Below are 13,123 nucleotides of genomic sequence, written 5' to 3' on the forward strand. Positions count from 1 at the left end.
GGTGAGCGTTGGTGCGGTGGCACTCAGGAACCGGCGGCCTCCAGAGCAGCGAACTTCTCCTCCAGGTCCACCAGGAACTGTTCGCCGTTGGGCAGCATGCTCGCGACGGAGCGCACCGTGGTGCCGGCGGGGGCGGAGGAGGCGCCGTCCTCGATGTAGGCCGCGGCTTCCGGGATGTGCGCGATGAGCAGGTCCTTGAAGGCGCGCATCGCGTCCTCGCGGTCCAGCAGCACGTCGATGGGCATGTCCAGGGACAGCGGCGCACGCGCAATGTCATCCGTCGCGAAGGGCACCGTCCAGGTGTGCCGTCCCGAGCCCACCTGGAGTTCCTCCTGGCCGGGCAGGAGCACGTCGGCGGTGGTGTTCGGCGGTACGAGGGCTTCGACGGTCAGCTCGTCTCCGGACAGGGACCAGGAAACGGCCGCCTCGCCGTACGGCGTGCGCAGCGCTGCCTCTGCGTGGGTGAGCCCGCCTCCCGGCACGGGTGCGATGCGCAGGCGCCGGTAGCCGGGTGCGGCGGGGGCCAGGCCCGCCACCGTGCGGTGCAGCCAGTCGGCGACGGCGCCCAGCGCGTAGTGGTTGAAGGAGGTCATACCGCTCGGGTTGACCGTGCCGTCGGGCAGCAGGCTGTCCCAGCGCTCCCAGATCGTGGTGGAGCCCATGGTGACCGGATAGAGCCAGGAAGGGCATTCGCGCTGGAGCAGCAGCCGGTACGCGGTGTCGGCATGGCCGGTGCCGGTCAGAGCGTCGCAGATCAGTGGGGTGCCGACGAAGCCGGTGGCGATCTTGTAACCGTTGCCCCGCACCAGCTGGGCGAGCCGGTTTCCGGCGTGGACGCGCTGGTCGGCTGTGGCGAGCAGGTCGAAGCAGAGGGCGAGGGCGTAGGCGGTGGGGGCGTCGGCCATCATCCGGCCGGCGCCGGTGACGTACTCCTCCTGGAACGCGGACCTGACCTCGGACGCCAGCGCCTGGTAGCGCTCGGTGTCGGCGGTCTTGCCGAGGACCTCGGCGGAGCGGGCGAGAAGCTCGGTGGAGCGGGCGAAATAGGCCGTGGCCACGAGCTCGCCCGGGGTGGCCGCGGCGTCCGGGCGTCCGGCCGGGGCGGTCGGGTCGAGCCAGTCGCCGAACTGGAAGCCGGTGTCCCACAGTCGGGACTCGCCCGCGAGGCCGGCCACATGGTCGACCCAGGCGCGCATCGAGTCGTACTGCGCCGCCAGGACCCCGGTGTCGCCGTAGCGTTCGTAGAGCACCCACGGCACCATGACCGCCGCGTCGCCCCAGGCCGCGGTTGCCGAGTCGGCTCCCGGAACGACGTTGGGCACGACGAACGGGACGACGCCTTTCTCGCCTTGCTCGGCGGCGAGGTCCGCCAGCCAGGAGGTGAGGAAGCCGGCGCTGTCGTGGAGGTAGGAGGCGGTCGGCGAGAAGACCTGGATGTCGCCCGTCCAGCCAAGGCGTTCGTCGCGCTGGGGACAGTCGGTGGGCAGGTCGAGGAAGTTGCCGCGCATGCCCCACACGACGTTCTCGTGCAGGCGGTCCACGAGGTCGTCGGAGCAGCTGAACGTGCCGGTGCGGGCGAGATCGGAGTGCAGGACGACGGCCTTCACCGCGGTGGCGGCGTCGAAGTCGTCGGGGGCGCCGGTGATCTCGGCGTAGCGGAAGCCGTGGAAGGTGAAGCGGGGTTCGAAGACTTCGGTGCCCTCGCCGCGCAGGGTGTAGGTGTCCGTTGCTGCGGCGGTGCGCAGCGGGCGGGTGCACAGTTCGCCGTCTTCGAGGACCTCGGCGTGGCGCAGCACCAGGTGCCGGCCCGGCTCGCCGGTCACCGTCACGCGGAGGCGTCCGACCAGGTTCTGGCCGAAATCGAGGAGTGTCCTGCCGGACGGTGTCGTGGTGACGGAGACCGGAGCGATCTCCTCGATACGGCGTACCGGGGGTCCATCGGGGGCGACCAGGGTGGCGAGGTCACGTTCGACGGTGCGGACCGCGCGCCAGCCGGCGTCGTCGTACCCGGGTTCCGACCAGCCGTACCGTTCCAGCCGTGCGTCGTACGCCTCGCCGTCGTACAGACTGGAGGCGACGACGGGGCCGGTTGCCGCCCGCCATGCGCCGTCGGTCACGACACGCTCGGTGGTGCCGTCCTCGTAGGTCACCTCCAGCTGTGCGAGGAAGGCGAGGCGGTCGCCGTAGACGGCCCGGGTCTTGCCGTCGAAGCCGATACGGCCGCGGAACCAGCCGTCTGCGAGCACCGCGCCGAGGGAGTTGCGGCCCTGCCGCAGCAGGCCGGTGATGTCGAAGGTCTGGTAGCGCAGACGCTTGTCGTACGCCGTCCACCCGGGTGCGAGGACGTGGTCGCCGACCCGGTTGCCGTTGAGTTCGGCCTCGTAGACGCCGAGCGCGGTGGCGTAGAGGCGGGCCGACCGTACGGGGCCGCGCAGGTCGAACTCGCGGCGCAGGAGCGGGGAGGGCTGGTCGAGCTGCGCGTCCTCCTCCCAGTCGGGAGTGATGAAGGACGCCGACCAGTCGTCGGGAGCGAGCAGGCCCGCCTCGACGGTCGCCGACTCGCTCCAGGAGGACTTCGCACCGTCGGCCCCGGTGACGCGGACACGGACAGTGGCTCGGTCGCGGGCCGTCAGCGGTGCGAAGGGCCAGGGGACAAGGACGGAATCGTCGGATTCGATCCGCAGCACGGTCGGCTCCGATCCCCCCTGCCCGGTGAACTCCACCTCGTAAGCCGTCTGCTGCCAGTTCGCGGTGTCGGTGAGCGTGGTCCAGGACAGACGGGGCGTGGCAGTGCCCAGGCCGACGGGTTCACGCACATGCTCGAACCGGACCTCGGCGACGGTGACGGTAGGGGTGCGGGCTGCCTGGATCACGAGGGTTCCCCATTCTGTGAATCGATTCAATCAGTGAGCCGCACCTTGGCCAGCAGTCCGAAGGGGCTCGAAAAAGTGTGTGGCTGAAACCCTAGCCATGAAACCCGAATGCTACTAGGTTTCCGCCGTGTGAACTTCCGACGAACCCCGATCACCCCCGTTCACATGCAGGAGGAAGCAGTCTTTCCCGTCGCTCCACCCTCCAACAGTGACCAGCAGGTCACCACTGGGAAGGGTTGACGGTTCAGGCCATGGTTCCCGTCATGGCCATTACGGATCTGAAAGGTTCCAACCCCTCGCGTCGGCATCAGACCTCGCCGCCGCCAGCCGCACTTCCGGTTCCGTCCGAGTCCCCCACCGACGCGCCTGCTGCGCCCCGCGCCTGCACGTCGCGCTCGACTGCCGCTCACCATCGCTCGACGCGCTCCGACCGCTGCCCACCGGCGGGCGGTGCCGTCGCCCTCCCGTAGTCCGCCGCACCGCGCGGGCCGCCTTCTGACGAGAGGCCACACTGCCGTGTCTTCATCCACCACCCCCTCCGCGCCCCCGCCCACCACACCGGCGTCCCCGACCACCGCCGAGCCCGCAGGTCTCGGTGCCCGTCTGGCACTGATCGCGGTGGCCCTGATGTGGCCGACCCAGCTGCTGTCACTGAGCGGCCTTCTCGGAGGCAACGCCCAGGCATCCGTCGCCCTGCACTTCCACACGGCGGAGATCGGATGGTTCATCCTCGTCAACGCGCTGGTCGGCACGGTCATCCTGCCCTTCGTCGTGAAGGCGGCCGACCTGTACGGCAAGCGCAACACGATGATCGCCATCACCGTGCTCGGCCTGGTCGGCGACATCGTCGCCGCCCTCGCCACCGACTACGAGACCCTGCTGATCGGCCGCGCCATCGCCGGCTTCTACGCGCCGATCGCCGCCCTGGCCTACGCCAGCGTCCGCGAGCTCTTCCCGCCCAAGCAGGTCGGCACCGCCAGCGGGTTCATCGGCAGCGGCATCGCCTTCGTGGCCCTGGGCGGCCCCTTCCTCACCGGGTGGCTGCTGGACTCCTTCGGCTTCCGCGGCGTGCTGTGGGCACTGGCCATCGCCACGGCCGTCGGGCTGGTTCTCCTGCTCACCGTCGTGCCCGAGACACCCCACCGGGTGCGCGGCACCGGCTTCAACTGGCTGTCCGGGCTGCTCCTGGGCCTCGGCGCGGCGTCGGTCATCTACGGCGTGGGCAAGGGCGGCGAGTGGGGCTGGACGGACGCCGGCACGCTGGGATTCATCCTCGGTGGCGTGCTGGCGGTGATCCTCTTCGTCGTCATCGAGAAGAAGTCCGCCAACCCGCTGTTCGACCTCACGATGATGTCCCGCCGCCCGGTGTGGAGCGTCATGGTCGCGACCTCCCTCATCGCCGGAACCATCTTCGGCACCGGCGTCATCACGCAGCTGCTGGTCCTCTTCCCCAAGATCCCCACGGTCTCGGACGGCCTGGGCATGACCGCCACCCACTTCGCGGTCATCGGCATCCCCTCCAGCATCCTCATCCTCGTCGTCGGCTTCGGCACCGGCGCCCTGCTGCGCAGCCTCGACGCCCGCATCCCGTTGGCCCTGGGCGCCGCGCTCGCCTGCCTCGGTTTCGTGCTCTCGCACACCTGGCACTACACGACCTTCCAGCTGATCATTCTGGGGCCCGTCTCCGCGTTCGCCATCGGCATGATCGTCGCGTCGATGCCCGTCCTCATCATCCAGGCGGTCAGCCCCGACGAGCAGGCCACCGCCAACGGTCTGCAGAACCTCATACAGGGCGTCACCACCACGGTGATCACCCAACTCGTCTACGTGGTCCTCGCCCAGGACAGCCGTGTCGTCCAGGGCACCCGCTTCTACCTGGACGACGGCTACAAGAACGCCATGCTCCTCGGCGCCGCTCTCGCGGCGGTCGGGCTCCTGACCGTGGCGCTGATCCCCAAGCTGAAGCGCACCGAGGACGTGACCGCGGGCGAGGCCCTGAGCCACTCCTGACCGTGCTCCCCGGCTGGTCCGCCCCCGGCGGACCAGACCCCCCCACCGAAAGGCAACCCCATGACCCGTCGGCAGTCGGTTGACGAAGCGGATCTCACCCGGCGCCTGGACGCCATGTCCCTCAAAGAGAAGGTGACCTTGCTCACCGGCGGCGACGCCTGGACCCTGACACCGGTCGTCGCCGCCGGCCTCGCTTCCCTCGCCCTGTCCGACGGGCCCGTCGGCCCCCGCGGCACCACGTTCGGCGGCGACGCTCCCGCCGCACTGCTCTTCCCCAGCCCCACCTCGCTGGCAGCGGCCTGGGACGAGGACCTGGCCCGCGAGGCCGGACGGCTGATGGGACTGAAGGCCCGCGAAATGGGCATCCACGTCCTGCTCGCCCCCACCGTCAACCTCCACCGCTCACCCCTCGGCGGCCGGCACTTCGAGTGCTACTCCGAGGACCCCCACCTCACCGCACGCATCGCCACCGGCTTCGTCAAGGGGGTGCAGTCGACCGGTGTCGCCGCCACCGTCAAGCACTTCGTCGGCAACGACTCCGAAACCGAACGCATGACGTACGACGCCCGGATCGACCCGACGACGCTGCGCGAGACGTATCTGCCGCCCTTCGAGGCGACGGTGCGGGAGGCGGATGCCTGGGTGGTGATGGCGGCCTACAACTCGGTGGGCGGCACGACGATGACCGAGAACACCGAGCTGCTCACCGGCCTGCTGAAGCAGGAATGGGGCTTCGACGGCGTCGTCGTCTCCGACTGGCAGGCTGCCCGGTCCCTGGAGGCCTCCGCCCTGGCCGGCCTCGACCTGGTGATGCCGGGACCGGACGGACCCTGGGGCGACGCGCTGGTCGCCGCCGTGGAACAGGGCGGCGTGCCCGAGTCCGTGGTCGACGACAAGGTACGGCGGATCCTGCGGCTCGCGGCCCGCACCGGCGCCCTTGACGGGGTCGACGCGCCGCCGGCGCAGGCCGTGCCCGGGGACGTGCACGCACGCATGCGCGACCTCGCCGTCCGCGGGTCGGTCCTGCTGCGCAACGACGGCCTGCTGCCCCTGGCCCCTGCCGCGCTCCGCAAGGTCGCACTCATCGGACCCAACGCGGTCCGTTTCGCACCGCAAGGCGGCGGAAGCGCCCATGTCACGCCCGAGCATGTCGTGACACCCGCGGAAGGACTGCGCCGCGCGCTCGGTGAACACGTCGAGGTCACCGTCCACCCGGGCGTCTTCCCGCACGCCAAACTGCCCCCGATCCACGCAGGGTTGGTCACCGACCCCGTGGACGGCGCGCCAGGTGTGCGCCTGGAGTACCGCTCGGCGGACGGCAGACTCATGTCCGACGAGCACAAAGACCCCTCGGCCTGGTGGTTCCCCATCCTCCTCGGAGAGGACGTCGACGAACTGTGCCTGCGGACCCGGCTCACCCTGACGGAGTCCGGCGAGCACCGCCTGTCCGTCCTGGGAACCGGCCACTTCACGCTGCACGTGCCGGGCCAGCAGCCCCAGACCCACGAGGAACTGCAGGAAGGCGACGACATCGCCGCACTCCTGCTCAACCCGCCGTCGCACACCTTCGTCTTCCCCGCAGCGCGAGGCGAGACCGAGATCCTCGTGCGGGTACGCCCCCAACGCAACCTCCCCTACCCCATCACTCTGCTGGGCCTCGGCTACGACGTCCCGCGCGGCACTGACGAGGAGGAACTGCGGGCGGCCGCAGACGCCGCGGCGGACGCGGACGTCGTCGTTCTCATGATCGGCAGCGACGCCGACACCGAGACCGAGAACGCCGACCGCGCTTCCCTCAGGTTGCGTGGCCTGCAGGACCGGCTCGTCGAACGGGTCTGCGCCGCGAACCCCCGCACCGCCGTGGTCGTCAACGCCGGCTCGCCCTTCCTGATGCCCTGGGCCGAACAACCGGCCGCGCTGCTGTGGTCGTGGTTCCCGGGCCAGGAGGGCGGCGACGCGATCGCGGACATCCTGACCGGCACCGAGCCGGGCGGGCGACTGCCCACGACCTTCCCGGCGGTCGAGGAGGACGTTCCGGTGCTGTCGACCCAGCCCGTCGACGGCGTCCTCGACTACGCGGAAGGGTCACTGATCGGGCACCGCGCCTACGCGGCGTCCGGAACGGCACCGCTCTTCCCGTTCGGCCACGGGCTGTCGTACACGACCTGGCAGTACCAGGATTTCGTGGTCACCGGAGACCTGGCGCGCGGGCTCGGCGTCCGCGTCAACGTCCGCAACACCGGCTCAAGGGCCGGTCGCGAGGTCGTCCAGGCCTATCTGGAACCCGCCGACGGCTCCGAACCGGCCCGCCTGGTCGGGTTCACCGCCATCGAGGCGGAGGCCGGTGCGGCTGCGGTCGCCACCATCCAGGTGCCCGCACAGGCTCTTGCCCGCTGGACCGGGAGCGGCTGGGGCCCCCGTTCCGGGCCGCACCTGCTCCGGGTCGGACGCTCGGTCCTGGACACCCGGCTCCGTACCCACGTGGCACGCCCAGGCTGAACGCCTGCGAGTCCCGGGTGTGCCGAGCTGACGGACGGTGAAGTACGGTCGGAGCGTGAGCACACCACGCAAGCCCCGCGGCCCCTACCGCAAGGGCCTGGAACGCCGGAAGCAGATCCTGCGGGCCGCCCTGGAGGTCTTCAACGAGCACGGCGAACGCGGTTCGTCGCTCAAGGAGATCGCCGACCGCGTGGGCATGTCGCAGGCGGGTGTGCTGCACTACTTCGACTCCCGCGAGGAACTGCTCCTGGCCGTACTGGCCGAACGGGACGCCCTGGACACCGAGTCGGTCGCCGACGTGACGTCCCCGGGTGAAGCCGTGGCCCGGACCGTGGCACACAATGCCCAGCAGCCGGGCCTGGTGGACCTGTTCGTCACCCTGTCCGCCGCCGCGTCCGACCCGGAGCATCCGGCTCACGCGTTCTTCAAGCAGCGGTACGCGGACCTGAGTGCCCAGATCGAGGACGGCTTGGACAAGGGCCAGCTGCAAGGGCAGATCCGCCCGGACATCGCGCCGCGGCACATGGCGCGGATGCTGGTGGCCCTCTCGGACGGGCTTCAGTTGCAGTGGCTGCTGGATCCGAGCGTCGACATGGCGGAGACGATCGACGCGTTCAACCGGATGTGCCTGGCCTGGTCGGAGGAGACCAGCCGGCCGGCGCCTCAGGCGTCTTCCCGCGACCACGCCTGAGCTTCGACGCCACGACCCACCGCGGTACCGCCTCAAAACCACCGCGCACTGCCACAGGGCCTCGCGGTCACTCCCGCACGCCCTCGACGGCCTCTCCGCGGTCCTGGCATCTCCGCAGCATCCAATACCTAGCGCCATTCGCTTTTTGCTCCTAGAGTCGGTCGTCGACGCCCTTCCGTTTCGTCGCGCCTGAACAGCCACGTGTTCGGCGCAGGTGCCCCCGCCGCAGGCCGCAGCGCGGGATACGGCGCCTCTTCCCTCTCCTCGAAAACGACCGCGATGCGTGCGCGCACCGCACTCAGCGGTCCGCCGTAAGACAAAGAGGTAGCCCTATGGAACGTCTGAACACCCGCCGCATCCTCGTCACCGGATCCGCTTCCGGCATCGGCCGTGCGACCACCCTTCGGCTCCTTTCCGAGGGGGCGCGCGTCGTCGCTACGGACATCGACAAGGACGGCCTGGCGGAGACGGCCGGGCTTGCCGCCGAGGCAGGAACCGGTGAGCGGCTCCGGACGGCCCTCCTCGACGTCTCCGACGAGAGCGCGGTGAACAGCGTCGTGGCGGACGCCGTGGCCGGACTCGGCGGCCTGGACGCCCTGGTCAACGTGGCCGGCATGCTGCGCGGGGCCCACACCCACGCATGCTCCCTGGAACTGTGGAACCGCGTCATCGCCGTGAACCTCACCGGCACCTTCCTGGTGACCCGGGCGGCGCTGCCCGCACTGCTGGAGACGGGCCGGGGCGTGGTGGTGAACTTCAGCTCCACCTCGGCCCAGTTCGCCCACCCGTTCATGGCCGCGTACTCCGCGAGCAAGGGCGGGATCCTGTCCTTCACCCACAGCATCGCCCAGGAGTACGCCAAGCAGGGCCTGCGCGCGGTGAACATCACCCCGGGCAGCATCTCCAGCGGCATCACCGAGAACATCTTCTCGCTCGTCCCCGAGGACACCGACTGGAACCTCTTCACCAAGCTCACTCCCGCCCTCGGCGAGGGCTTGGGTGCGCCCGACACCGTCGCCGGCGTCGTGGCGATGCTGGTCTCCGACGACGGCGCCTTCATCACCGGCACCGAGATCCGCATCGACGGCGGCACCCACCAGTAGCACCTGCGGGGGAGCATCCCGCGCCCCGCGCCGACGCTCCCCCACCGCACTCGCGCATGAATATGCCCGACCGGCCGGAGGCCGCCATGTCCCACCCCCCAGCCGAGCTCCCCGCCCGAGCAGTCGTGCCCGAAGGCGGCTCCGACGCTCCCGCCCCGGTCAGCCGCCGGTTCATCACCCTCTACGTCATCGCCTACCTCGGCTTGTACCTGGCGGTGCTGACCCCGCTGCTGGTGTCGCTCGCGATCCGACTCGAGGACATCGACCCCGACGGCAAGACCAGAAGCCTCGGCCTGGTGGTCGGCGCGGGAACACTGGTGAGCATCGTGGCGGGCGTCGTCATCGGAGTCCTGAGCGACCACACCACCGCGCGCCTGGGCAGGCGCAGACCCTGGATCATCGCCGGGATCCCGGTGCTGCTCGCGGGATCCGTGGTCACGGGTCTCGCCTCGTCGGTCGGCATGGTGCTCGTCGGCTTCGTCATCGGTCAGCTGGGGCTCAGCTCGATCATGACGGGGATGCAGGCGTTGCTTCCCGACCAGGTGCCCGAGCAGCAACGCGGCAAGGTGTCGGGCCTGCTCGGCTTCACCGCACAGATCGCGGGGGTGGCCGGTTTCCAGCTCGCGGAACCTCTGAAGAGCTCCGGGCTCCTGCTGTTCCTCGTCCCGGCCGCTCTTGCCTCCCTCGCGCTCCTGCCGGTCGTCTTCCTCCTCCCCGACCCTGCGGTACGCGTCGCGGGGAAGGACCGTCAGAGCTTCGCCGCCGTGTTCCGCGGCCTCACCTTCAACCCGCGGCGCCACCCGGACCTGGGGTGGACCTGGGCGGGCCGGTTCCTGATCCAGCTCAGCCTGATGTTCCTGTCCACCTACCAGCTCTACTTCCTCACCGACCACCTCGGCTACAAGCTGAGCGAGGTGACGGGTCTGCTCGCGCTCTCCGGCGGGATCGGCCTGCTGATGACGTCCGCCGGCGCCGTGATCAGCGGCATCCTCTCCGACCGCCTGCTCCGCAGGAAGCCGTTCATCTACGCCGCCGCGGCCGCATTCGCCGTCGGCTTCGCCATCGTGGCGACCGCCCCCTCGTTCCCGCAGGTCATGATCGGCTCCCAGATCATCCTGCTCGGGGCGGGCGTCTTCGGAGCGGTGGACATCGCACTGGTCACCGACGTCATCCCGAACCGGGAGACCGAAGGCGCCAAGTACATGAGCGTTTTCGGGATCGCCAGTGCCCTGCCGCAGTCACTCGCGCCGCTCATGGCCCCCTTCATCCTCGCGATCGGCGGCGGCGACAACTACACACTGCTCTTTCTCACAGCGGCGGGCGTCGCCGTGGCCGGCGGATTGACGGTCCGCCCCGTCCGCGGCGTCCGCTGACGCGTATGTGTTGTTTCCGAGCTCTAAAACCTAGCATTATTCGTTTTTGGCGGTAGGATTTCTCCGCCGCCGCCTCTCCCGCAACGCCGAACCCGCCGTCGCTCCACCCGTCGGCGCACTGGTCCGCGCCTCTTGCACCCGGCAGCCGCCCAGATCTCCCGAGGGATACGCCAAATGACTCACGCCCACCCGGCCGTCGAGCCGAGTCTCGACGACAAGACAGCGCTCCTCTCCGGACGGGACCTCTGGAGCACCGAGGCCGCCGAGGCCTCCGGGATCCCCTCGCTGGTGCTCAGCGACGGCCCGCACGGAGTGCGGCGCCAGCGCGCGGACTCCGATCACATCGGAGTACACCAGAGCGAGCCCGCCACCTGCTTCCCGCCCGCTGTGGCGCTGGCCTCCAGCTGGGACCCCGGCCTCCTGCGCCGCCTCGGCGAAGCCCTCGGCCGCGAGGCCCGCCACCTCGATGTGGACGTTCTGCTCGGCCCGGGCGTGAACATCAAGCGCTCACCGCTGTGCGGCCGCAACTTCGAGTACTTCTCCGAGGACCCGCTGCTCAGCGGAGTCCTGGGGGCCGCCTACGTGCGGGGCGTGCAGAGCCAGGGCGTGGGCACGTCGGTCAAGCATTTCGCGGCCAACAACCAGGAGACCGACCGCATGCGGGTCAGCTCCGACGTCGACGAACGCACCCTGCGCGAGATCTACTTCCCGGCGTTCGAACGCATCGTCACCCAGGCGCGGCCGGCCACCGTCATGTGCTCCTACAACAGGGTCAACGGCGTCCACGCCGCCGAGAACCGCCGGCTGCTGACCCAGGTGCTGCGCGAGGAATGGGGCTTCGACGGCCTGGTCGTCTCCGACTGGGGCGCCGTCAGCGACCGCGTCGCCGCACTGCTCGCCGGCACGGACCTGGAGATGCCCGGCAACGGCGGCGTCACCGACGCGGAGGTCGCCGCGGCGGTGCGCGCGGGCGAACTGGACGAGGGCGTCGTCGACACGGCCGTAGCCCGGTTGCGCACGCTCGCCGAACGTGTCCGGTCCGAGGGCGCCCCGGCCGAGGTGGACCATGACGCGCAGCACCGGCTCGCCCGAGAGATCGCCGCCGACTGCCTTGTCCTGCTCAAGAACGAGGAGCGGACGCTGCCGCTCGGCCCCACCGGCCGCATCGCCCTCATCGGCGAGTTCGCGCAGACCCTGCGCTACCAGGGCGGCGGCAGCTCCCACGTCAACGCCACCCGCGTCGACAGCCCGCTGGAACAGCTGCGCGCCGCACTGCCCGACGCCCCCATCGACTTCGCCCAGGGGTACGACCCCACCGGCCAGGCCGACGCGGCTCACCTGCGTGAGGAAGCCGTCGCGCGCGCGGCGCAGGCCGACACCGCCGTACTCGTCGTCGGCCTGCCCGAGGCCGACGAGTCCGAGGGCTTCGACCGCGAGCACATCGACCTGCCGCGGGATCAGGTCGAGCTGATCCAGAAGGTGGCCCGCGCGGCCCGCCGCACAGTCGTCGTACTCCTCAACGGCGGTGTGGTGAGCCTGGAGGGCTGGCACGACGAGGTGGACGCCGTGGTGGAGGCGTGGCTGCCCGGACAGGCGGGCGGGGGCGCGATCACCGACGTGCTCGCGGGCCGGGTCAACCCCTCCGGCCGTCTCGCCGAGACCATCCCGTTCCGGCTCCAGGACACACCGTCCTTCCTCAACTTCCCCGGCGAGCAGGGACACGTCCGCTACGGCGAGGGCGTGATGGTCGGCTACCGCTACTACGAGAGCGCGGACGTCCCGGTCCGTTACCCGTTCGGCCACGGCCTGAGCTACACCACCTTCGAGCAGAGCGACTTCCGCGTCACCGCCACCGGTCCGGACACGGCGACGGCCACCGTCACGGTCACCAACACCGGCGACCGCTCAGGCAAGCACGTGGTCCAGGTCTACGTCGCCGCCCCCGAGCGACCGGTCAGCAGCCCGGCCCGGGAACTGCGCGGCTTCGCCAAAGTGGACCTCGCGCCCGGCGAGAGCACGGTCGTCGAGATCGACCTGGACCGCCGCGCGTTCGCCTACTGGGACATCACCCGCGCCGACTGGACCGTGGCCGCAGGCCGGTACGAGGTGCAACTCGCCGAGAACGCCCACACCGTCGCCGCCTCCGCGCCCCTGGACCTCGCAGGCGACCTGCTGGCGAAGCCGCTCACGCTGGACTCCACGGTCGGCGAGTGGTTCGGCCACGCGTCCGTCGGCCCCGCCCTCACCGAGGCCGTCGAGTCGGGATTGACCGAGGAGCAGGCCGCCTTCTCAGCGGAGAATGCGTTCGCGATGCGCATGGTCGAGTCCATGCCCATGCGTCAGTTCCTCGCGTTCTTGCCGAATCCACTGCCCGAGGAGCTCCTGGAACAGCTGATGCAGTCGAGCCGCACCCTTGCATGACGGAGTGAGCGGACGGGCCAGCCGGCGGCCAGGGCCGGGAAAGCCATGACCGTCGTGGCCGTGCAGCAGCGGACCTGAACGCACGGACCGTGCCCGGCGCGACGGCTCCGCAGGGTCGCAACCGAAAGCCCAAGGCCGGCCCTTCCCCTGCCT

The 13,123-nt window shown here is 70.4% G+C and carries 7 protein-coding genes; 6 read left to right on the forward strand and 1 reads right to left on the reverse strand.

Annotation, left to right across the window (positions count from 1 at the left end; translation table 11 throughout):
- Positions 1-23: 23 nt before the first annotated feature.
- Positions 24-2,870, reverse strand: coding sequence for a glycoside hydrolase family 78 protein (locus AQJ58_RS24475; protein ID WP_067254205.1), 2,847 nt, complete (start codon positions 2,868-2,870; stop codon positions 24-26).
- Between the two features lie 519 nt (positions 2,871-3,389).
- Here AQJ58_RS24475 and AQJ58_RS24480 point away from each other — a divergent pair.
- The 6 genes from AQJ58_RS24480 to AQJ58_RS24505 all read left to right on the forward strand — a co-directional run bounded on the left by AQJ58_RS24480 (position 3,390) and on the right by AQJ58_RS24505 (position 12,970).
- Complete coding sequence (locus tag AQJ58_RS24480; protein ID WP_067253561.1) at positions 3,390-4,883, forward strand: MFS transporter; 1,494 nt, start codon at positions 3,390-3,392, stop codon at positions 4,881-4,883.
- A 60-nt stretch (positions 4,884-4,943) separates the two neighbouring features.
- On the forward strand, positions 4,944-7,382 hold the full coding sequence (locus AQJ58_RS24485) for a glycoside hydrolase family 3 protein (RefSeq protein ID WP_067253562.1): 2,439 nt from the start codon (positions 4,944-4,946) through the stop codon (positions 7,380-7,382).
- Between the two features lie 55 nt (positions 7,383-7,437).
- Positions 7,438-8,073 carry a TetR/AcrR family transcriptional regulator gene (locus AQJ58_RS24490; RefSeq protein ID WP_067254207.1) on the forward strand — a complete coding sequence of 212 codons (636 nt, stop codon included), beginning with the start codon at positions 7,438-7,440 and terminating at the stop codon, positions 8,071-8,073.
- A gap of 332 nt (positions 8,074-8,405) precedes the next feature.
- Positions 8,406-9,176 carry an SDR family NAD(P)-dependent oxidoreductase gene (locus tag AQJ58_RS24495; RefSeq protein WP_067253564.1) on the forward strand — a complete coding sequence of 257 codons (771 nt, stop codon included), beginning with the start codon at positions 8,406-8,408 and terminating at the stop codon, positions 9,174-9,176.
- 86 nt (positions 9,177-9,262) lie between these two features.
- Positions 9,263-10,549 (forward strand): MFS transporter, encoded by a 1,287-nt coding sequence (locus AQJ58_RS24500; protein ID WP_159056312.1) that lies wholly within the window; start codon positions 9,263-9,265, stop codon positions 10,547-10,549.
- Positions 10,550-10,723: 174 nt separating this feature from the next.
- A complete protein-coding gene (locus tag AQJ58_RS24505) occupies positions 10,724-12,970 on the forward strand; it encodes a glycoside hydrolase family 3 C-terminal domain-containing protein (RefSeq protein ID WP_067253569.1) in 2,247 nt (748 codons plus the stop codon).
- The last annotated feature ends 153 nt before the right edge of the window (positions 12,971-13,123 follow it).

The sequence above is a fragment of the Streptomyces sp. DSM 15324 genome, assembly GCF_001514285.1.
Taxonomy (GTDB): domain Bacteria; phylum Actinomycetota; class Actinomycetes; order Streptomycetales; family Streptomycetaceae; genus Streptomyces.

Excerpts from the sequence above, each read along its gene's own strand:
- AQJ58_RS24485 (WP_067253562.1), top strand. The coding sequence starts at position 4,944 with ATGACCCGTCGGCAGTCGGTTGACGAAGCGGATCTCACCCGGCGCCTG.
- AQJ58_RS24500 (WP_159056312.1), top strand. The coding sequence starts at position 9,263 with ATGTCCCACCCCCCAGCCGAGCTCCCCGCCCGAGCAGTCGTGCCCGAA.
- AQJ58_RS24505 (WP_067253569.1), top strand. The coding sequence starts at position 10,724 with ATGACTCACGCCCACCCGGCCGTCGAGCCGAGTCTCGACGACAAGACA.
- AQJ58_RS24495 (WP_067253564.1), top strand. The coding sequence starts at position 8,406 with ATGGAACGTCTGAACACCCGCCGCATCCTCGTCACCGGATCCGCTTCC.